The organism is Terrabacter sp. Root181 (assembly GCF_001428505.1).
Lineage (GTDB): Bacteria > Actinomycetota > Actinomycetes > Actinomycetales > Dermatophilaceae > Terrabacter.
Genome location: NZ_LMHU01000001.1, coordinates 1,628,291 through 1,649,919, shown reverse-complemented (window position 1 = coordinate 1,649,919; position 21,629 = coordinate 1,628,291). Strand labels below are relative to the sequence as shown.

At 71.5% G+C, this 21,629-nt stretch carries 16 protein-coding genes; 10 read left to right on the top strand and 6 right to left on the bottom strand.

The genetic code is table 11. The annotated features are described in order from the left end of the window. Positions 1–10: 10 nt before the first annotated feature. Together ASD90_RS07680 and ASD90_RS07675 are read left to right on the top strand one after the other, a co-directional pair. Complete coding sequence (locus ASD90_RS07680; protein ID WP_056753577.1) at positions 11–1,522, top strand: S8 family serine peptidase; 1,512 nt, start codon at positions 11–13, stop codon at positions 1,520–1,522. 68 nt (positions 1,523–1,590) lie between these two features. After that, positions 1,591–2,064: a hypothetical protein gene (locus ASD90_RS07675; RefSeq protein WP_056753573.1), complete on the top strand. Its 474-nt coding sequence runs from the start codon at positions 1,591–1,593 to the stop codon at positions 2,062–2,064. A 95-nt stretch (positions 2,065–2,159) separates the two neighbouring features. Here the strand turns inward: ASD90_RS07675 and ASD90_RS07670 are convergent, their stop codons facing one another. Both ASD90_RS07670 and ASD90_RS07665 read right to left on the bottom strand, forming a co-directional pair. Further along, the gene (locus ASD90_RS07670) at positions 2,160–3,134 is read right to left on the bottom strand and encodes an electron transfer flavoprotein subunit alpha/FixB family protein (RefSeq protein WP_056753570.1); all 975 of its coding nucleotides are present in this window, start codon (positions 3,132–3,134) and stop codon (positions 2,160–2,162) included. 36 nt (positions 3,135–3,170) lie between these two features. Next, on the bottom strand, positions 3,171–3,962 hold the full coding sequence (locus ASD90_RS07665) for an electron transfer flavoprotein subunit beta/FixA family protein (protein ID WP_056753567.1): 792 nt from the start codon (positions 3,960–3,962) through the stop codon (positions 3,171–3,173). Positions 3,963–4,210: 248 nt separating this feature from the next. Between ASD90_RS07665 and ASD90_RS07660 the strand changes: the two genes are divergently transcribed. Continuing rightward, the gene (locus ASD90_RS07660) at positions 4,211–5,005 is read left to right on the top strand and encodes an SDR family oxidoreductase (protein ID WP_056753565.1); all 795 of its coding nucleotides are present in this window, start codon (positions 4,211–4,213) and stop codon (positions 5,003–5,005) included. Between the two features lie 37 nt (positions 5,006–5,042). Here the strand turns inward: ASD90_RS07660 and ASD90_RS07655 are convergent, their stop codons facing one another. The 3 genes from ASD90_RS07655 to ASD90_RS07645 all read right to left on the bottom strand — a co-directional run bounded on the left by ASD90_RS07655 (position 5,043) and on the right by ASD90_RS07645 (position 6,764). Next, entirely contained in the window at positions 5,043–5,390 is a 348-nt protein-coding gene (locus ASD90_RS07655; RefSeq protein ID WP_056753559.1) for a hypothetical protein, read from the bottom strand. An 82-nt stretch (positions 5,391–5,472) separates the two neighbouring features. Then, positions 5,473–6,252: an enoyl-CoA hydratase/isomerase family protein gene (locus ASD90_RS07650; RefSeq protein ID WP_056753556.1), complete on the bottom strand. Its 780-nt coding sequence runs from the start codon at positions 6,250–6,252 to the stop codon at positions 5,473–5,475. After that, positions 6,252–6,764 (bottom strand): hypothetical protein, encoded by a 513-nt coding sequence (locus ASD90_RS07645; RefSeq protein WP_056753554.1) that lies wholly within the window; start codon positions 6,762–6,764, stop codon positions 6,252–6,254. The genes ASD90_RS07650 and ASD90_RS07645 overlap by 1 nt, the downstream gene beginning before the upstream one ends. A gap of 78 nt (positions 6,765–6,842) precedes the next feature. Between ASD90_RS07645 and glgX the strand changes: the two genes are divergently transcribed. After that, positions 6,843–9,008 carry a glycogen debranching protein GlgX gene (glgX, locus tag ASD90_RS07640; RefSeq protein ID WP_056753552.1) on the top strand — a complete coding sequence of 722 codons (2,166 nt, stop codon included), beginning with the start codon at positions 6,843–6,845 and terminating at the stop codon, positions 9,006–9,008. Between the two features lie 127 nt (positions 9,009–9,135). Here glgX and glgP read toward each other — a convergent pair whose 3' ends face one another. Continuing rightward, positions 9,136–11,724 carry an alpha-glucan family phosphorylase gene (glgP, locus tag ASD90_RS07635; protein ID WP_056753546.1) on the bottom strand — a complete coding sequence of 863 codons (2,589 nt, stop codon included), beginning with the start codon at positions 11,722–11,724 and terminating at the stop codon, positions 9,136–9,138. A gap of 308 nt (positions 11,725–12,032) precedes the next feature. On the opposite strand from glgP, the gene ASD90_RS07630 reads away from it, so the two are divergent. The 6 genes from ASD90_RS07630 to ASD90_RS07605 are packed head-to-tail and all read left to right on the top strand — an operon-like array spanning position 12,033 to position 21,598. After that, positions 12,033–14,051, top strand: a complete 2,019-nt coding sequence (locus ASD90_RS07630; RefSeq protein WP_056754645.1) for an alpha-1,4-glucan--maltose-1-phosphate maltosyltransferase — start codon at positions 12,033–12,035, stop codon at positions 14,049–14,051. A gap of 3 nt (positions 14,052–14,054) precedes the next feature. Then, a complete protein-coding gene (treS, locus tag ASD90_RS07625; RefSeq protein ID WP_056753542.1) occupies positions 14,055–15,761 on the top strand; it encodes a maltose alpha-D-glucosyltransferase in 1,707 nt (568 codons plus the stop codon). Then, a complete protein-coding gene (locus ASD90_RS07620; protein ID WP_056753540.1) occupies positions 15,761–17,188 on the top strand; it encodes a hypothetical protein in 1,428 nt (475 codons plus the stop codon). Before treS ends, ASD90_RS07620 begins: the two co-directional genes overlap by 1 nt. Beyond that, positions 17,185–19,467, top strand: coding sequence for a 1,4-alpha-glucan branching protein GlgB (gene glgB, locus ASD90_RS07615; protein ID WP_056753538.1), 2,283 nt, complete (start codon positions 17,185–17,187; stop codon positions 19,465–19,467). Before ASD90_RS07620 ends, glgB begins: the two co-directional genes overlap by 4 nt. Beyond that, positions 19,464–21,110 carry a phosphoglucomutase (alpha-D-glucose-1,6-bisphosphate-dependent) gene (gene pgm / locus ASD90_RS07610; protein ID WP_056753536.1) on the top strand — a complete coding sequence of 549 codons (1,647 nt, stop codon included), beginning with the start codon at positions 19,464–19,466 and terminating at the stop codon, positions 21,108–21,110. The genes glgB and pgm overlap by 4 nt, the downstream gene beginning before the upstream one ends. After that, a complete protein-coding gene (locus ASD90_RS07605) occupies positions 21,107–21,598 on the top strand; it encodes a hypothetical protein (RefSeq protein WP_056753534.1) in 492 nt (163 codons plus the stop codon). Before pgm ends, ASD90_RS07605 begins: the two co-directional genes overlap by 4 nt. Positions 21,599–21,629: the final 31 nt, after the last annotated feature.

Sequence of the window (21,629 nt, the reverse complement as noted above, 5' to 3'; positions counted from 1 at the left end):
GAGGGATCTCATGCGAACGACCACCTCCCGCCGCCTCCGTCTCGGGGCCGTGACCGTGGCAGCCGCCACGGCCCTGACGTCCGCCGCCGTGGCCGCGTCCGCCTCGGCCGCGCCGGGAGCGGGCCCCACCGGGGCCGTGAGCGGCCTGTTCGGCTCGACCGAGTCCAAGGCCCCGCTGTCGACCTGGCTCGCGAAGCACTGGTCGACCCTGTCCACCGTCAGCCCCACGACCGTGCTGGTCCATGCCGCTGACGTGTCGACCGCACGCCGGGCAGCCACCGCGTCCGGCCTCGCGGTCCGCGACACCTACGACAAGATCGGCGTGGTCGTCGCAGCCGGCCTGCCGGTCCAGATCGACGCCGTGCGGTCAGTCCCCGGCGTCACCTACGTCGAGGGCAACCAGCCCATCGACATGTTCCTCTCGACGTCCAACACGGCCACGCGTGGCTCCGAGGCACGGGCGACCCTGACGGGGGCGAACGGCACGGCCCTCGACGGCTCCGGCGTCAGCGTGGCGGTCATCGACTCGGGCGTCGACCCGACCCACCCGTTCCTGCAGAACGCCGACGGCACGTCGGCCGTCGTGAAGAACCTCAAGATGGTGTGCGACCCCCTCGAGCTGATCCCCTGCCGGCCCGTCGACGCCGGCAGCCTCGACACCGACCTGCTCGCCGCGGGCGGCCATGGGATGCACGTCTCCGGCATCGTCGCCGGGCGCGACGTCACGCTGGCCGACGGCACGAGGATGCACGGGGCGGCCCCGGGCGCCAGCATCGTCAGCCTGAGCACCGGTGCCGTGCTGCTCATCGTCGGCGCCGACTCCGCGCTCAACTGGGTCCTCGAGCACCACGCCGCGCCCTGCGGCGCCGGTGTCCCCGCCAGCACCTGCCCGCCGATCAAGGTCACGAGCAACTCCTATGGGCCCACGGGCGGCGGCGAGTTCGATGCCAGCTCGGCGACGGTCAAGCTGCAGCGGGCCCTCGTCAGCGAAGGCGTCGTGTCGGTCTGGGCCAACGGCAACGATGGCGGCGACGGCTCCGCCGACCTGTCCAACCCTCCGGGCCAGGACCCCACGGGCGGCATCATCTCCGTCGCGTCGTACAACGACCAGGACACCGGCACGCGCAGCGGCACGGTCAGCGACTTCAGCTCGCGGGGCCGGGCCGGGCAGTTCGCCACCTACCCCGACATCTCGGCCCCGGGTGAGGGCATCACGTCGTCGTGCCGCATCTACCTGCCGATCTGCACGACCGGCGGCGACCCGCGCAACAACGGCGACTACAACACCATCAGCGGCACCTCGATGGCCACGCCGCACATCTCGGGCATCGTCGCCCAGCTCTTCCAGGCCAACCCGAGCGCGACGCCGGCCCAGGTCGAGGCCGCCCTCAAGGCCACGGCCTGGAAGTACGCCGACGGGGCCGCCTACGCCAGCGACCCGGCCGGCAACGGCACGACCTCGTTCGACAAGGGGCACGGCCTCGTCGACGTCGTCGCGGCGGCCACGGCCATCCGTCCCTGAAGCAGCTCGTCACCTCGCACCACCCCGTCCACCCCACGCACGGGGCCGGTCTGCCTATGATCGGCCCCATGGGTGGCAGGCACGAGGGCACCGGTGGGAGCCGGCTGCGCGCGCCCGCTGTGCACCGGGCCGTCGCTGCCCTGGCCTGCCCCGTCATCGGCTACTTCGTGGCCCGGCTGCTCGTGCGGCTCGTCCCGTCGCTGCCCGCGACGGTCACGTATGCCGTGTGCCTGGCCCTCGCGCTCGCCCTCGGCTGGCGGGCGTGGTCGGCCCGCATCGACCTCGGGACCAAGAGCCTGCGCGTGCACAACACCCTCATGACGACGACGATCGACCGGCGCGACGTGCGGCGCGTGTCGTCGAGCGGACGCCTCGAGTGGCGTCGGGGCCAGGGGCGCCCCGTGCGCCTGCCGTCGGAGGCGCTGCGCGGGGCGTGGTGGACCCTCGGGACGGGGCGTTCGGCCTACGCCTTCAACCGGCAGCGGCTCGAGAGCTGGACCCGGCTGTCGGCGCGCCTCGACCTCGACTCCGAGGCCGCCTGAGTCCGCACCACGTGACGCTGCGGGCACGACAGCGGCCCCCGACCACGACGGGTCGGGGGCCGCTGTCACGCGGGGTCACGGCCCGGCGCGGGGGCTCAGTCCTTGGCGGCCGTGATGGCCTCGGTGGCCTGCGGGAGGACGGTGAAGAGGTCTCCCACGACACCGAAGTCGACGAGCTCGAAGATCGGGGCCTCGTTGTCCTTGTTGACGGCCACGATCGTCTTGGACGTCTGCATGCCGGCGCGGTGCTGGATGGCACCGGAGATGCCGCACGCGACGTAGAGCTGCGGGCTCACCTGCTTGCCGGTCTGGCCGACCTGTGAGGTGTGGGGGTACCAGCCGGCGTCGACCGCGGCGCGCGAGGCACCGACGGCGGCGCCGAGCGAGTCGGCGAAGTCCTCGACCTTGGAGAAGTCGCCGCCGGTGCCGCGGCCACCGGAGACCACGATCGCGGCCTCGGTCAGCTCGGGGCGGCCGGTGGCCTGCTTCGGCTTGGACTCCGTGATCTTCGCGCCCTTGGCCGCCTCGGACGGCGTGAAGTCGACGACCTCGTCGCTCATCTGACTGGCCGCACCCGCGACCTCCTCGGGGGCGGCCGAGTTGGGCTTGACGGCGACGATGGGCGTGCCCTTCGTGACCGTGGCCGACACGGTGTAGGAGCCGGCGAAGACCGACTGCGTCGTCGCGACGCCGCCGCTGCCGTCACCAGTGGCCTGGACGTCGACGGCGTCGGTGATCAGGCCCGACTCGGTCTTGACGGCGAGACGCGCGGCGATCTCCTTGCCCTCCGGCGAGGACGGCACGAGGACCGCGGCCGGGGACGTCGAGGCGACGAGCTGCGCGAGCAGCTCGGCCTGCGGGACGACGAGGTGCTCGAGCACCTCGGGCGACTCGACGCGGTAGACCTTCTCGGCGCCGAAGCGGGCGAGGGTCTCCTTGGCGGCGTCGAAGCCGGAGCCGACGAAGACGGCGGACGGCTCACCGAGGCGGCGGGCGATCGTCAGCAGCTCGGACGTGGTCTTGCGGACCTTGCCCTCGACGTGGTCGACGAGCACGAGTACTTCAGCCATGGTGCGGATCTCCTTTGCTGGCTGGGAAGGGGCAGGTCAGACGAACTTGCGCTCGGTGAGGAACGCGGCGAGCTTGCTGCCGCCGTCGCCCTCGTCGGCGACGATCTCGCCCTGGGAGCGCGGCGGGCGGGCGGCGAAGGACTCGACCTTCGTCCAGGCGGCGTCGAGGCCGACCTGCGCGGCGTCCACGCCGAGGTCGGCGAGGGTCCACTGCTCGACGGGCTTCTTCTTCGCGGCCATGATCCCCTTGAACGAGGGGTAGCGCGGCTCGTTGATCTGGTCGGTGACCGAGACGAGGGCCGGCAGCGTGGCGGTGATCGTCTGGGTCGAGGCGTCGCCGTCGCGGCGGATCGTCGCCGTGGTGCCCTCGACGGTGAGCTCGGACGCGAACGTCACGGCCGGCAGGCCGAGGCGCTCGGCGAGCATCGCGGGGACGACCCCCATGCTGCCGTCGGTCGAGGCCATGCCGGTGACGACGAGGTCGACAGCCGTGTCAGCGCCGATCTTCTTGATGGCCTCGGCGAGGACGAGCGAGGTCGCGATGGCGTCGGAGCCGTGGATGGCGTCGTCGTTGACGTGCACACCCTTGTCGGCGCCCATCTGCAGGGCCTTCTTGATGGCGTCGGCAGCGGCGTCGGGGCCGACCGTCAGGACGGTGACCTCACCCTCGCCGGCCTCGACGATCTTGAGGGCCTCCTCGACGGCGTACTCGTCGAGCTCCGACAGCAGACCGTCGACGTTCTCGCGGTCGGTCGTGTTGTCAGATGCGTTGAACGTGCGCTCGGCCTGGGCGTCCGGCACGTGCTTGACACAGACGACGATGTTCATGGGTGAACGTCCTCTTCCGTTGCTGGTGGTGGTGCTCATGGAACTGCCGGAGGTCGCTCCGGCACTGCCGTCCATCCTCTCACTGAGCGCCCGCTCAGTCCGCACGCCCGTGGCGTGACGCTCACCACCAGACCGTCGACGTATGCCGTCCGCCATCTCGCAGGGGCGACCGCAGCCACGGGTCGCCGCCGGACGCCGTCGCCAAAACGGTTTGTCGACGGGCACATCCCGTGCAGAGGATGGGGCGCATGTCGCACACCACCGCTGACCGTCCGGCCCCGCGCGTCGCCCTCGTCACCGGCGTCGGGAGGCGGCGCTCGATCGGGTCCGAGCTCGCGCTCGGGCTGGCCGCCGACGGGTGGGACCTCGCCCTCGGCCACTGGCAGCCGTACGACGAGAGACTCGGCTACGAGCGAGGCACCGACGACCCCGCCGCCGTCGCCGAGGAGTGCCGGGCGCTGGGTCGTCGGGTCGAGCTGCTGCCCGGTGACCTCGCGGACCCGGCCGTCCCGGAGGCCCTCGTCGCGGCGTCGACCGATCGGCTCGGCCCCCTGACCGGGCTCGTCATGTCGCACTGCGAGTCGGTCGACAGCGGGATCCTCACGACCTCGCTCGAGAGCTGGGAGCGGCACTACGCCGTCAACGCCCGCGCCACCTGGCTGCTCGTCCGCGCGTTCGCCGAACGGCTGCCGGAGCAGCCGCCGGGTGGGCCGCCGGCCGCGCACGTCGTGGCCCTAACGAGCGACCACACGGCGCACAACCTGCCCTACGGCTCGAGCAAGGGCGCGCTCGACCGCATCGTCATCGCGGCGGCGATCGAGCTGGCCGACCGCGGGGTGCGGGCCAACGTCGTCAACCCCGGGCCCATCGACACGGGCTGGATGGACGAGCGGATCCGGGCGCTCGGGGTGGCCGACACCCCGGCCGGGCGGCTCGGCACGCCACGGGACACGGCGGACCTCGTGCGCTTCCTGCTGTCGGAGCAGGGCGGGTGGATCAACGGCCAGCTCCTCCTCAGCAACGGCGGCTTCAGGACCTCCTGACCACGACCGCGCCGTGGCGCACTCCCGCGCCGACAGGTCAGGCGGGGTCGGTGTCGGCGGCCTCGACGACGTGGAAGGCCGGCTCCTCGTAGGGGTGGGCGGCCCGGAGCGCCGCCACGACGTCGGCGCGGCGGGCCCGCTCCAGCGTGACCTCGACGCGGTTCTCGGAGACCTTCTCGAGCTCGCCGACGGCGCCGATGGTCGGGTTCGCGCCCTCGAGGGGCCGGAACTGGCCGGTGCCGCGGGTGACGAAGGCGCAGTCGCGGTAGTCACCGACCGCCCCCGCCCCGGCGTCGAAGAGGGCCCGCAGCAGGGCGTCGGTGTCGCCCACGGGGACGTAGACGACGAGGACGTCGAGGGGGCCGCGTCCCACCGGCGCGGTCACGGTCGGCTCCCCCGGATGCGCTCGAGGCGGACCCACCGGCACCGGCCCGGCGAGCCCGCCTCGATCGGCGGACGGGTGCGGGTCATCGACCCTCGAACTGCGCCTTGCCGGGACCGTGCTCGACGAACGAGGACATCCCGATCTCGCGGTCCTTCGTCGCGAAGAGCGACGCGAAGAGCAGCCGCTCGATCTCCAGGCCCGTCTCGAGGTCGACCTCGAGACCCCGGTCGATGGCCTCCTTGGCAGCGCGGACGGCATACGACGCCGCTCCGACGAAGGTGGACGCCCACGCGCGGGACGCGGTGTAGACGTCGACGGCGGGCACGACCTTGTCGGCGAGGCCGATGGCGAGCGCCTCCTCGGCGTCGACGAAGCGGCCGCTGAAGATGATCTCCTTGGCGCGCGAGGCGCCGACGAGCCGCGAGAGGCGCTGCGTGCCGCCCGCGCCGGGGATGATGCCGAGGAGGATCTCGGGCTGGCCGAGCTTCGCGTCGTCCGCGACCACGCGGAAGTCGCACGCGAGGGCGAGCTCGCAGCCACCACCGAGCGCGTACCCGGTGATCGCGGCGATGACCGGCTTGGGGATGCGTGCCACGGCGCTGATCGAGCTCATGAGCGGACCGGAGCGCTCGACCATGTCGGTGTACGACATCGTCTGCATCTCCTTGATGTCCGCCCCGGCCGCGAAGACCCGCTCACCGCCGTAGACGATGACGGCCTTGACGTCGGTGCGCGCGGTCGCCTCGGCGGCGGCCTCGCGGATCTCCTCCTGGACCTGGACGTTGAGGGCGTTCATCTTCGGCCGGTCGAGGCGGATCGTGCCGATGCCGTCCTCGACCTCGAGCCGGACGAACTCGCCCATCAGGCGTCGCCGGGCGTGCCCGCGGGCGCGTCGTCGATCGGCAGCCAGGACTGGAAGAAGAAGCCGACGCTCTGGAGGATGTGGTTGACCGACAGCGGCACGAGGATGTCGAGGTCGGCGTTCGGGGTGACGACGTGCTCGGCGGACACGACGAGGCTCTCCTGGACGAGCGAGAGCTTGACGATGTTGAGCTGCATCGTCAGGTCGTTGCAGCGGGCGAGGCGCTCGTTGCGGTCGGACGAGACGGGCTCGGCCAGCTGCCACTGGCCGAAGAAGCGGACGAGGGCGAGGTCGCCCTCCGCGACACGGGCGAAGAGGGTGGTGCTCGTGCCCTGGTCGTCCACGATGGCGAACTCGAGGTCGCCGTCGCCGTCGATGCTCGCCTCGATGCCGAGGCCCTTCAGGACGTCGAGGATGCGGTCGCGCACGGGCGCGTCACTGACGGGGGCTCCGTTGGGGCCGGCGTCGGGGGCGCTCGGCATGAAGTTGGGCAGCGAAGTCGGATCGGTCATGCGCCAACCGTAACGAGACTGCGCGGCGAGGTCGATCCGGCCCGTGCGTGTGATCGCCCACCCCCTACGCTCAGACACATGTGCCCGCCCCCTCCCGCGACGCCCGACCTGCCTCCCGAGCTCGGGGTCAGGCTCACCGCCGACGGGGCGCAGTTCGCCGTCTACGCCGGCCACGCCCGGGGTGTCGAGGTCTGCCTCTTCGACACCGCCGCCGACGGCAGCGAGACGGAGCGTCGGGTGCCGCTGCGCCACCGGGCGCACGGGACGTGGTTCGACACGGTGCCCGGGGTCGGGGTCGGGCAGCGCTACGCCTTCCGCGTCGACGGCGACTGGGACCCCGACCGATCCCTCCTGCACAACCCGGCCAAGCTGCTCCTCGACCCCTACGCCCGGGCCATCGAGGGCGGGGTGCACCTCGACCCGGCCGTCTACGCCCACCACGTGGGCCCGGACCTGCGCGGTGACCTGTGGGTCCGCGACGACCGCGACTCGGCGCCGCACCTGCCGCGCTGCGTCATCGTCGAGGACGAGTTCGACTGGGGCACTGACGATTTCCCGCGACGCTCGCTCACCGAGTCGCTCATCTACGAGGTCCACGTCAAGAACGCCACGAAGCTGCACCCGGGCGTCCCCGAGGCCCTCCGGGGAACGTATGCCGGCCTGGCCCACCCCGCCTTCGTCGACCACCTGCTCGGGCTGGGTGTCACCGCGGTCGAGCTCCTCCCGGTCCACACCTTCACGCACGAGCCCGACCTCGTGCTGCGCGGGCTGACGAACCACTGGGGCTACAACACGCTCGGCTTCTTCTCGCCGCACGCCGCCTACGCGTCGACAGCGGACCCGCAGGGCGCGCTCGACGAGTTCAAGACGATGGTCAGGGACCTCCACGCCGCCGGGATCGAGGTGCTCCTCGACGTCGTCTACAACCACACGGCCGAGAACGCCCGCGAGGGGATGACGCTCTCCTGGCGCGGGCTGGACCAGCGGGCGTACTACCGCGTCGACGGCCGCGGCCGCGACATCGACGTCACCGGATGCGGCAACACCCTCGACCTCACCCACCCCGTCGTCTCGCGGATGGTGCTCGACTCGCTGCGCTACTGGGTGCAGGAGTTCCACGTCGACGGCTTCCGTTTCGACCTCGCCGTCGCCCTCGGTCGCGGCAGGGACGACGGCTACGACCGCGACCACCCCTTCCTCGTGGCGCTGCGCACCGACCCCGTGCTCTCCCGCGCCAAGCTCGTGGCCGAGCCGTGGGACCTCGGTCTCCACGGCTGGCGCACCGGGCAGTTCCCGCCGCCCTTCTCGGAGTGGAACGACCGCTACCGCGACGCGACCCGCACCTTCTGGCTGCGCGACCTGGCCGCCTCCGCGTCGGGCGGTGTCGGCCACGGCGTCCGCGAGCTGGCGACGCGCCTGGCCGGGTCCCAGGACCTCTTCGACCACCATGACCGCGGCACCATCGCCTCGGTCAACTTCGTCACCGCCCACGACGGCTTCACGCTCGCCGACCTCACGTCCTACGACACGAAGCACAACGGCGCCAACGGCCACAGCGGTGCGGACGGGTCCAACGACAACCGGTCGTGGAACCACGGCGTCGAGGGTCGCACCGACGACCCCGACATCACGGCGGCGCGACGCCGCACGATCCGCAACCTGCTCGGCACGCTCCTGCTGTCGACGGGGGTGCCGATGGTCAACGCCGGCGACGAGGTGGGGCGCAGCCAGCGCGGCAACAACAACCCCTACTCGCAGGACAACGAGATCAGCTGGATGTCGTGGGACCTCGAGCCCTGGCAGGAGGACCTCCTCGCGACCACCCGGCACCTCGTCCGGCTGCGTCACGAGCACCCGGTGCTCCGGCAGCGGGCGTTCTTCTCCGGCAGGCAGGTCCACGCCGACGGTTCGACGGACCTCGCCTGGTTCGCCGCCGACGGGCTCCCCATGGAAGAGCGCTGGGACGGCCCGGCCGCGCACGTGCTCCAGGCCCTCTACGAGGGCACGCGGCTCGCTCAGCAGTCGGTGCTCGTCGTCGTCAACGGGGCGGCCCACCCGGCCGAGGTCACGCTGCCCAAGGCCCCCGGCGCGACGGCATACGACCTGCTCTGGGACAGCGCCGACGACCGACCCGCTCCCCCGGGCGATCCCGTCCCCGCGGGCACCACCATCACGATGCTGGCCGCGTCGATGCGCGTCTGGAGCTCGACCGACGGACGCCCCTCGGTCGCAGACCTCGCCTGAGCCGGGCGGCATCGTCGCTCGCGCCTCCCGGTGCGCCGCGCAACGGTCGCCCGTCGGCGCCCGACCCTGACGCACGGAAGAGCCCGGACCCTGTGGGTCCGGGCTCTTCTCGTGTCCGGTCGGTGCCTCAGGCGTTGCGCGCCAGACCCAGCTCGGCCGGGCCGGCCAGGCCGGCGTGCTGGGGCACGACGCGGACGCTGTAGCCGAACGAACCGGTGCGGCGCAGCGGCTGCGAGCCGGCGAACTGGTGCCGACCGTCCTGGTAGGACTCGACGAGGTGGAGCGGGGCGACCTCCACACCCCACAGCTCGTCGACGTCGTTGACGTGGCCGTGGACGAGCTGGACCTCGACGTCGTCGGGAGTCAGCCCGTCGAGCGCGACGTAGGCACGCAGGTCGAGGACGTCGCCGATCTGCGGCGAGTCCGACAGGCCCGACGGCTCGACGTGCTCGACCTTGACCTTCGGCCAGGCGGCGCGGATCTTCGTCTTGTAGGCCGCGAGCTCCTTGGCACCGGCGAACTCCGAGCCCGCGACCGAGCGACCGGCACCGGCCGCGGGGCTGTAGAGCTGCTCGGTGTAGTCCTGCACCATGCGGCTCGCGAGCACCTTCGGGCCGAGCGTCTTCAGGGTGTGGGTCATCATGTCGATCCAGCCCTGCGGCAGGCCGGCGGCATCGCGGTCGTAGAACTTCGCGGCGACGTCGTTCTCGATGAGGTCGTAGAGCGCCGAGGCCTCGATGTCGTCACGCCGGTCGGCGTCCTCGACCCCGTCGGCCGTCGGGATGGCCCAGCCGTTGCGGCCGTCGAACCACTCGTCCCACCAGCCGTCGAGGATCGAGAGGTTGAGACCACCGTTGAGCGCGGCCTTCATGCCGGACGTACCGCACGCCTCGAACGGGCGCAGCGGGTTGTTGAGCCAGACGTCGCAGCCCGGGTAGAGGTGCTGGGCCATCGCGATGTCGTAGTTGGGCAGGAAGACGATGCGGTGGCGCACCTCGGGGTCGTCGGCGAAGCGGACCATCTCCTGGATGAGGCGCTTGCCGGTCTCGTCGGCGGGGTGCGACTTGCCGGCGATGACGAGCTGCACCGGACGCTCCGGGTGGAGCAGCAGGCGCTTGAGCCGCTCGGGGTCGCGGAGCATGAGCGTGAGGCGCTTGTAGGTCGGCACGCGGCGGGCGAAGCCGATCGTCAGCACGTCGGGGTCGAGGATGTCCTCCACCCAGCCGAGCTCGGCGTCGCTCGCGCCACGCTTCTGCCAGGAGGCCTTGACGCGACGGCGGGCGTCGGCGACGAGCTTCTCGCGCATCTCGCGCTTGGTCGACCACACGGCGTCGGCGGGCACCTCGTCGATGCGGTCCCAAGCGTTCTCGCCGGCGATGTCGGCCGTGCCGAGGTGCTTGCGGGCGACGTCGTAGACGGCGCGGTCGACCCACGTCGGGGCGTGGACACCGTTGGTGATGCTGGAGATCGGGACCTCGACGTCGTCGAAGCCCGGCCACAGGCCGTCGAACATCTCGCGGCTCACGACGCCGTGCAGCTGGGACACGCCGTTGGCGCGCTGCGCGAGACGCAGGCCCATGACGGCCATGTTGAAGATGCCCGGCTGGCCACCCTCGTAGTCCTCGGCCCCGAGGGCGAGCAGCCGCTCGACCGGCACGCCGGGGATGGCGTTGGCGCCGCCGAAGAAGAGGTTGATCTTCGCGGCGTCGAAGCGGTCGATCCCGGCGGGCACCGGCGTGTGCGTCGTGAAGACGGTCGCCGCCCGGACGGCCTCGAGCGCCTCGTCGAAGGTCAGCCCGTGGTCGCGGACGAGCTCGGTGATGCGCTCGACGCCGAGGAAGCCGGCGTGGCCCTCGTTGGTGTGGTAGACCTCCGGCGTCGGGTCGCCGGACAGTCGCGACCAGAGGCGCAGCGCGCGGACGCCGCCGATGCCGAGGAGCAGCTCCTGCTCGAGGCGGGTGTCGCCGCCGCCGCCGTAGAGCGACTCGGTGACCTTGCGGGTCTGCTCGTCGTTGCCGGGCACGTCCGAGTCGAGCAGCAGCAGGGGCACGCGGCCGACCTGCGCCTTCCAGACGTGCGCGTGCAGCTGGCGACCGGCGGGCAGGCTGACGGTGACGACGGCGGGCGTGCCGTCCTCCTCGCGCAGCAGCGACAGCGGGAGGCCGTCGGGGTCGAGCACCGGGTAGGTCTCGACCTGCCAGCCGTCGCGGTTGAGCGACTGCTTGAAGTAGCCGGTCTTGTAGAAGAGCCCGACGCCGACGATCGGCACGCCGAGGTCCGACGCGGTCTTCAGGTGGTCGCCGGCGAGGATGCCGAGACCGCCGGAGTACTGCGGCAGCACGGACGTGATGCCGAACTCGGGGCTGAAGTACGCGATCGCGGCGGGGGCGGCCTTGCCGGCGGCCTCCTGCTCGCGGCTCCACGACTGGTACCAGCGCTCGTCGGAGAGGTAGTGGTGCAGGTCCTCGTTGGCGGCCACGACGCTCCCGACGACGTCGTCGTCGGCAGCCAGGGAGGCGAGCTCGTCGGAGGACAGGCGGGACAGGAGCTTGACGGGGTCCTCACCGGCCTGCGCCCACTTGCGGGGGCTGATGCTCTCGAACAGGTCGCGGGTCGGCGGGTGCCAGGACCAGCGCAGGTTGCTCGCGAGGACGCCGAGTCCCTCGATGCGGCTCGGCAGGACGGTACGGACGCTGAAGCGACGGATGGCCTTCACAAGGGGACAGCATAGGGGTCTCCATGTCGGCTTCTTGCAACCCTTGCAGCGAGGTTTCACCCACCGGACGGACGCGCACCGCCTCATGGGCCAAACGCTGCAACTTCGATACGGTCGATCACGTGACTGGCTCAGCGAAGAAGCCCCGTTCCAGCAAGCCGAACCGCGTGCGCAGCGCCGCCCCCCAAGCACCACGACGCGACGATGCCACCCCGACCGCAGACACCGCGTTCGTCGACGACACCGAGGCAGGAGCGGTTCACCTCGCCCCCGACCACCCCGTGAGCGCCCCGCCCACCGTCGAGGGCATGCCGGGTGGCGCCCTCCCGATGGGACGCATCCCCGTCAGCGACGTCCGCCCGCTCGTCGACGGGGGCACGCGCCCGGCGAAGTCGGTCGTCGGCGAGGAGTTCACCGTCCGGGCCAAGGTCTTCCGCGAGGGCCACGACGCCGTCAACGCGACGGCCGTGCTCACCGATCCCGACGGCACCGACCACTACTTCGCGATGCACAGCGTCAACCCCGGTCTGTCCGAGTGGGCCGCCACCGTCGTCGCCGACCGCGAGGGCTGGTGGACCTACCGCGTCGAGGGCTGGTCCGACCCCTACGCGACGTGGGTCCACGACGCCGGCATCAAGATCGCCGCCGGCGTCGACGAGGACCTCATGTGCGCCGAGGGCGTCCGCGTGCTCGAGCGCTTCGCCGACGCCGTCCGCGGCCTCGGTGTCGACGCCTCCGAGATCGACAAGGGCGTCGTCGCCCTCAGCGACAACCGGGCCCCCGCCGCCCACCGCTTCGGAGCGGCGACCTCACCCGAGATCACGGGACTCGCCGCGCTCGTGCCGCTGCGCGAGTTCGTGTCGACCTCACCGGCATACACCCTGCTCGTCGAGCGCGAGCGCGCGCTCTACGGCGCCTGGTACGAGATCTTCCCCCGCTCCGAGGGGGCGCACCGCGACGAGAAGACCGGCGACTGGGTCTCCGGGACCTTCCGGTCCGCAGCGAAGCGGCTGCCCGCGATCGCCGACATGGGCTTCGACGTCGTCTACCTGACACCGATCCACCCGATCGGCACGACGGCGCGCAAGGGTCGCAACAACACCCTCACCGCCCAGCCCGGCGATCCCGGATCCCCTTATGCCATCGGCTCGCCCGACGGGGGGCACGACGCCCTCCACCCCGACCTTGGGACGTTCGACGACTTCGACTACTTCGTCGCCGAGGCGCGCCGCGTCGGCATGGAGGTGGCGCTCGACATCGCGCTCCAGGCCTCTCCTGACCACCCGTGGGTCCAGACGCACCCCGACCTCTTCACGACCCGGGCCGACGGCACCATCGCCTACGCCGAGAACCCGCCGAAGAAGTACCAGGACATCTACCCGCTCAACTTCGACAACGACCCCGCGGGGTCCTACGCCGAGGTGCGCCGGGTCATCCAGGTCTGGCTCGACCACGGCGTGCGCATCTTCCGCGTCGACAACCCTCACACCAAGCCGGTCGCCTTCTGGCAGTGGCTGATCGCCGACGTCGCCCAGGAGCACCCCGACACGATCTGGCTGTCCGAGGCGTTCACGAAGCCGGCGATGATGCACCACCTCGCCAAGGCCGGCTTCCAGCAGAGCTACACCTACTACGCCTGGCGCAACGCGAAGTGGGAGCTCGAGGAGTACGGCACCGAGCTCGCCGGCGAGGCCACCGGGTCGGCCTACATGCGACCGGCGTTCTGGCCGACGACGCACGACATCCTCACCCCTTACATGCAGTACGGCGGGCCCACCGCGTGGAAGCTCCGCGCCGCGGTCGCCGCGACGATGTCGCCGACCTACGGCATCTACGCCGGCTACGAGCTGATGGAGCACGTCGCACGCCCGGGGGCCGAGGAGCAGATCGACAACGAGAAGTACGAGTACAAGGACCGCCAGTGGTACCTCTACGAACCGGGCGGCCCCCTCGAGAGCCGCTCGCTCGCCTGGTACCTCAAGCGGCTCAACGACATCCGCGGCTGGCACCCCGCGCTGCACTGGCTGCGCAACCTGCGCTTCCACGCGGCCGACGACGAGAACGTCATGGTCTTCAGCAAGACCCGCGTGGTCGACCGGGCCACCGGCGAGCGCGACACCGTCCTCGTCATCGCCAACCTCGACCCGCACGCCACCCGTGAGACGTGGGTGCACCTCGACATGGAGGCACTGGGTATGGCCACGTGGTCGACGTTCGACGCGCACGACCACATCACGAACCAGACGTGGGAGTGGCGCCAGGACAACTTCGTGCGGCTCGGTCCCGACTCCGAGCCCGTCCACATCATCCACGTGAGGAGCCACTGACGCATGCAGGGCCTCAACCTGTCCCAGCCCGGCCTGAAGCACGACCCGCAGTGGTTCAAGAAGGCGGTCTTCTACGAGGTGCTCGTCCGCGCCTTCGCCGACTCGAAGGGTTCCGGCGCCGGTGACTTCACCGGCCTGATCAACCGGCTCGACTACCTCCAGTGGCTCGGTGTCGACTGCCTGTGGCTGCCGCCCTTCTACGCGTCCCCGCTCCGGGACGGCGGCTACGACATCGCGGACTACAAGGCGGTCCTGCCCGAGTTCGGGACGCTGCCCGAGTTCACCGAGCTCGTCTCGCAGGCGCACGCCCGCGGCATCCGCATCGTCACCGACTTCGTCATGAACCACACGAGCGACCAGCACCCGTGGTTCCAGGCGAGCCGCGCGGAGCCCGACGGTCCCTACGGCGACTTCTACGTCTGGTCCGACACCGACGACGGCTACGACGACGCGCGCATCATCTTCGTCGACACCGAGGTGTCCAACTGGACCTTCGACCCGGTGCGCCGGCAGTTCTTCTGGCACCGCTTCTTCAGCCACCAGCCCGACCTCAACTTCGAGAACGAGGCCGTGCAGGAGGCGATGTTCGACATCGTGCGCTTCTGGATGGACCTCGGCATCGACGGCTTCCGTCTCGACGCGGTCCCCTACCTCTTCGAGGAGGAGGGCACGAACTGCGAGAACCTCCCGCGCACGCACGAGTTCCTCGCCAGGCTGCGCGCCATGGTCGACGCCGAGTACCCCGGCCGGATCCTGCTCGCGGAGGCCAACCAGCCGCCCGCCGAGGTCGTCGACTACTTCGGCTCCGAGGAGGCGCCGGAGTGCCAGATGTGCTTCCACTTCCCGGTCATGCCGCGGCTCTACTACTCCCTCCGCGAGGAGACCGCCGCGCCGATCATCGACGTGCTCGCGGACACCCCGGCCATCCCGAGCGGCACGCAGTGGGGCACCTTCCTGCGCAACCACGACGAGCTGACGCTCGAGATGGTGACGCCCGAGGAGCGGGCCGCGATGTACGGCTGGTACGCCCCCGACCCGCGCATGCGCGCCAACGTCGGCATCCGACGCCGGCTCGCTCCCCTGCTCGACAACTCACGGCCCGAGATCGAGCTCATCCACGCGTTGATCCTGTCGCTGCCGGGGTCGCCGTGCCTCTACTACGGCGACGAGATCGGGATGGGCGACAACATCTGGCTCACCGACCGCGACGCGGTGCGCACCCCGATGCAGTGGACCCCCGACCGCAACGCCGGCTTCTCGAGCGTCGACCCGGGCAAGCTCTACCTTCCGGTCATCTCGAGCCTCGTCTACCACTACAACAACATCAACGTCGAGGCGCAGATGGCCTCCTCGGCCTCCCTGCTCCACTGGGTACGCGGCATGCTCCAGGTCCGCGGACGCCACCCCGTCTTCGGGCTCGGCGACTTCACGGTGGTCGAGGCCGACAACGACGCCATCCTCTCGTTCACGCGCACGATGGAGGCCGACGGCAACGAGCCCGGCGAGGCCGTGCTCTGCGTCAACAACCTCTCGAGCCGACCGCAGGCCGCGACGATCCAGCTCCCGGAGCACCTCGCGGGCCGCGAGCTGATCGACCTGTTCGGCGGCAGCGGCTTCCCCTGGGTGGCGAGCGACGGCCGGGTCACCCTGACGCTCGGCTCCCGCGACTTCTTCTGGCTCCGCCTGCGGGGCGGGGAGGACCACGGCTGATGGCCATCGTGCACAAGGGCGCGTCGATCGTGCCGACCAAGACCGAGATGGTCACCGAGTGGATGCCGCGCCAGCGGTGGTACCACGGCAAGGGCCACGTGCCGCAGCTGCGCCGCGTCGGCGGCTTCCGCTTCGAGGACCCGGAGGGCGAGGTCGGGTGCGAGACCCTCCTGCTCGCCGACGAGGCCGTCGCCCCCGCTGTCGTGTACCAGGTGCCGCTCACCTACCGCGCCGCCCCGCTCGACGGCGCCGAGCGCGCCCTGCTGGGCACGATGGAGCACAGCGTCCTCGGCACGCGCTGGGTCTACGACGGACCGCACGACCCCGTCTACGTCTCCCAGCTCATGGCGACGATCCTCGGGTCCGGCGTCTCCGACGAGGCGCAGGCGTCGGTGGGCAGCAACGCCCTCGCCATCGGCTCCTCGACGGGCCATGCCGAGGGCTCCGTGTCCTCGTCGACCGTGCTGAGCGGCGAGCAGTCCAACACCTCGATCATCTGCCGCATGGCCGCCCCCGGCGGCGGCCCGGCCGAGCCGGTCATCGTCAAGGTCTTCCGCACCCTCCAGGACGGCGACAACCCCGACGTCATCGTGCAGTCCGCCCTGACCGAGGAGGGCTCCGACCGCGTCCCGATGGCCATCGGCCACCTCGCGGGCGCCTGGGACGCGCCGACCGGTGGCCCGGAGATGCGCGGCCACCTCGCGTTCGCGCAGGAGTTCATCCCGGGCGTCGAGGACGCCTGGCGGGTGGCGCTCGTCGCGGCCGCCTCGGGCACGGACTTCACGGCCCGGGCCCGCGACCTCGGCGTCGTGACCGCGCAGATCCACACGGCTCTCGCGCACTCGCTCGGCACCCACGAGGTGACTCCCGAGGCCCGCGAGGCGGTCGTGACGTCGATGCACCAGCGGTATGCCGCCGCCGTGGCCCTCGTGCCCGACCTCGCGTCCCGCTCGGCCGCCGTCGAGTTTGTCGTCGCGTCCGTGCGCGACGTCCACTGGCCGCCCCTGCAGCGGATCCACGGCGACTACCACCTCGGCCAGGTGCTCGACGTGGCCGAGCGCGGGTGGGTGGCCCTCGACTTCGAGGGTGAGCCGCTGCGCCCGCTCGCCGAACGCGTCCGCCCTGACCTCACGGCGCGCGACGTCGCCGGCATGCTGCGCTCGTTCGACTACGCCGCCGGCTCCGTCGCGCTGGCCGAGTCGCCCGTCGACGCGACGGCCTGGGCCGCAGCCTGCCGCACCGCCTTCCTCGACGGGTACGCCTCCGTCGCAGGTGCGCCCGACGCCGACGCCCAGGCCCTGACGCGCGCGCTCGAGCTCGACAAGGCGCTCTACGAGGTGGTCTACGAGGCCCGCAACCGGCCCTCGTGGCTGCCGATCCCGCTCGGCGCCGTCGAGCGACTCACCACCGAGGAAGGCACGCCATGACCACCGAGACCGCCCACGGTCCCTCCCTCGACGATGCCGCCATCACGGCGTTCCTCCAGGGCCGCAACGGCCAGCCGCACGACCTGCTCGGCCACCACGTCGGCCCGGGCGGGCTGACGATCACGGCCTACCGTCCGTTCGCGACGCGCGTCGGCGCCCGGCTCGACTCGGGCGAGCGGGTCGACCTGCAGCACGTCCGCGACGGCATCTGGTCGATGACCTCGCCCGACTTCGGCACGACGCACGACTACCGCCTCCTCGTCGAGTACGGCGACGGCGTCGAGCACGAGCAGGACGACCCCTACCGGTTCGCCCCGACGCTCGGCGAGATCGACCGCCACCTCATCAACGAGGGACGCCACGAGCAGCTGTGGACCGTCCTCGGGGCGCACGTGCGCCAGTACCCGGGCCCTCTCGGTGACGTCTGGGGTGTCTCCTTCGCCGTGTGGGCGCCACGCGCCAAGGCCGTCCACGTCATCGGCGACTTCAACGACTGGGACCGCCGCTCGCACCCCATGCGGGCGCTCGGCGAGAGCGGCATCTGGGAGCTCTTCCTGCCCGGCGCCCAGGAGGGGATGAACTACCAGTTCGCCGTGCGCGGCCCCGACGAGCTCGTCCGGCTCAAGAGCGACCCGATGGCGCGGATGACGGAGGTCGCGCCCAAGCAGGCGGCCATCGTCACCGAGACCCACTACGACTGGCGCGACGACGACTGGATGGAGCGCCGCCGCACGAGCAACGCCCACCAGGGACCGATGAGCATCTACGAGGTCCACCTCGGATCGTGGCGCCAGGAGCTCGGCTACCGCGGGCTCGCCGAGCACCTCGTCAACTACGTGCGCGACCTGGGGTTCACCCACGTCGAGCTCCTCCCCGTCATGGAGCACCCGTACGTCCCGTCGTGGGGCTACCACGTCACGGGCTACTACGCGCCGAGCTCACGCTGGGGGCGACCCGACGACTTCCGCTTCCTCGTCGACGAGCTGCACCGGGCCGGCATCGGGGTGCTGCTCGACTGGGTGCCCGGGCACTTCGCCACCGACGAGTGGGCCCTCGCGCGTTTTGACGGCCTGCCGCTCTACGAGCACCCGGACCCCCGCAAGGGCTGGCACCCCGAGTGGGGCTCCAACATCTTCGACTACGGCCGGCCCGAGGTGCGCAACTTCCTCGTCGCCAACGCCATCTACTGGCTCGAGGAGTTCCACCTCGACGGACTGCGCGTCGACGGCGTGGCCTCGATGCTCTACCTCGACTACGCCCGCGACGCCGGGGCGTGGGTGCCCAACAAGGACGGGGGGCGCGAGAACCTCGAGGCCGTCGAGCTGCTCAAGGAGACCAACGGCACCGCGTACAAGCGGGTCGGCGGCATCGTCACGATCGCCGAGGAGTCGACGACGTGGCCGGGCGTCACGAAGCCGACCAACGAGGGCGGCCTCGGCTTCGGCTTCAAGTGGAACATGGGCTGGATGAACGACTCGCTGAAGTACCTCGGCGAGGAGCCCATCTACCGCAGCTACCACCACGGCAAGCTGACCTTCTCGCTCATGTACGCGTTCGACGAGAACTTCGTGCTGCCGATCAGCCACGACGAGGTCGTCCACGGCAAGGGCTCGCTGCTGCGCAAGTCGCGGGGTCCCCGCGAGGAGCAGGTCGCGACGCTGCGGGCCTTCCTCGCCTACCTGTGGTGCCACCCCGGCAAGCAGCTGCTCTTCATGGGCTGCGAGTTCGGGCAGGAGTCCGAGTGGTCCGAGGGCCGCAGCCTCGACTGGTGGCTGCTCGAGCAACCGCTCCACTACCGCGTCCACAACCTCGTCAAGGACCTCAACGGCCTGTACCGGGGCAACCGTGCGCTGTGGGAGCTCGACGCCGACCGCTCGGGCTTCGAGTGGCTCGAGGCCGACGACGCGGCCCACAACACGTTCTCGTGGCTGCGCTTCGGCACCGGCGACCGGGCAACCGACGCACCCGTGGTCGCGTGCGTCATGAACTTCAGCGGCGAGACGCAGCAGTCCTACCGGATCGGCCTGCCGCGCGGCGGGAGGTGGACGGTCGTCCTCGACACCGCGGGCTACCACCCGGACGCCCCGAGCAGCACCGGCATCGTCGTCGAGGCACGCGAGGAGGCCTGGCACCAGCAGCCGTATGCCGCCGACCTGACGGTCCCGCGCCTGTCGACCGTCTGGCTCGTCCCCGTCGACGAGCCCACCGCCCCGGACCTCCCCGCCGGGACCGGCTCGGGCGACGACGCCGTCCCGACGACGAACGGAGACCCCTCATGACCCACCCACGCGCCGGCCAGCCGGCCGAGGCGCAGGACCTCGTCGACGTCGACGCCCTCATCGGGGCCTACTACGACCGGCACCCCGACGTCGACGACCCCGACCAGCAGGTCGCGTTCGGGACGTCGGGCCACCGGGGCTCGAGCCTGCGCACCGCCTTCAACGAGGACCACATCCTCGCCACGACGCAAGCGATCGTCGACTACCGCGTCTCGCAGGGCTTCGACGGGCCCCTCTTCATCGGTCGCGACACGCACGGGCTGTCCGAGCCCGCCTGGCGCTCGGCCCTCGAGGTGCTCGTCGCCAACGGGGTGCAGGTGCTCGTCGACGACCGGGACGGCTTCACGCCCACCCCCGCCGTCTCCCACGCCATCCTGCGCGCCAACCGCGGGAAGGCTTCGAGGGCAAGCGGTCTCGCCGACGGCATCGTCGTGACGCCGTCACACAACCCGCCGGCCGACGGCGGTTTCAAGTACAACCCGCCGCACGGCGGCCCGGCCGACACCGATGCGACGTCCGTCATCGCCACGCGCGCCAACGACCTGATCCGCGGTGGCCTGACGGACGTCAAGCGGGTCCCCTTCGACAAGGCGAGGGACGAGGCCGGCTCCTACGACTTCATGGGCACCTACGTCGACGACCTCCCGAACGTCGTCGACCTCGCGCGCATCCGCGAGGCCGGCGTCCGCATCGGCGCCGACCCGCTGGGTGGCGCGGCCGTGGCCTACTGGGGCGAGATCGGCGAACGTCACGGCCTCGACCTCACCGTCGTCAACCCGCGCGTCGACCCCCAGTGGGCGTTCATGACGCTCGACTGGGACGGCAAGATCCGGATGGACTGCAGCTCCCCGTCCGCGATGGCCTCGCTCATCCACGCCAAGGACGCCTACGACATCTCGACGGGCAACGACGCCGATGCCGACCGGCACGGCATCGTCACGCCCGACGCGGGTCTCATGAACCCCAACCACTACCTTGCCGTCGCCATCCAGTACCTCTACGGCGGGGCCCGGCCGGACTGGCCCGCGACCACCGCCATCGGCAAGACCCTCGTGTCGTCCTCGATGATCGACCGCGTCGCGTCCGACCTCGGCCGGACGCTCCTCGAGGTCCCGGTCGGCTTCAAGTGGTTCGTGCCCGGGCTGCTCGACGGCTCGGTGGGCTTCGGCGGCGAGGAGTCCGCCGGCGCGAGCTTCCTGCGCCGGGACGGCGCGGTCTGGTCGACCGACAAGGACGGCATCCTGCTCGCGCTGCTGGCCTCGGAGATCCTCGCGGCCACCGGCAGCACCCCCAGCCAGCACTACGCCGAGCTCACCGCGCGACACGGCGACCCGGCATACGCCCGCATCGACGCGGCTGCGTCACGCGAGGAGAAGGCCAAGCTCGGCGCCCTCTCCCCCGACGACGTGACGGCCGAGACCCTTGCGGGCGAGCCGATCACGGGCAAGCTGACCGAGGCGCCGGGCAACGGGGCCAGGATCGGCGGCCTCAAGGTGACGACCGACAGCGCCTGGTTCGCCGCGCGCCCGTCGGGCACCGAGGACGTCTACAAGATCTATGCCGAGTCCTTCCAGGGCGCCGAACACCTCGCGCGCGTCCAGGCCGAGGCCAAGGACGTCGTCTCGGCGGCCCTCGGAGGATGAGCGAGGCCGGCCCCGACCCGGCCCGGGGCCGGCTCTTCCTCGTCACCGGTCCCGACGCCGTCGAGCGCGTCGCCGTGGCGGTGTCACTGGCGCGAGCGCTCGACCGGAGTGCCGTCGTCGACGGCGAGGTGATCGACGGCATGCTCGTGTCGGGGCGGGTGCCCACCGACGGCGCCCTGACCGCCGAGCGACTCGGCCAGCTGCTGCTGCGGTGGTCGGCGGCGCTCGCTGCGGCGGAGACCTTCCAGCTCGAGGGCTTCGACGCCGTCGTCACCGATGACGTGCAGGGCGCCCATCTCGAGGACTTCCTCGACCTCGCCGCCCCCGAGACGGTCCATCTCGTCGTGCTGCGGCACCCGTCGCTCGCGCCCGACACCCCGCGTTGGGGACTCTGGGTCGACGATGACGACCGGTCGGCCGAGGAGACGAGCACGCACGTCCTGGACCACCTGGACGACACCCGGGTCGTCACCGCCGAGCCGGGCTGACGGCTCAGCGGCGGCTCGGCGGTGACGTGCG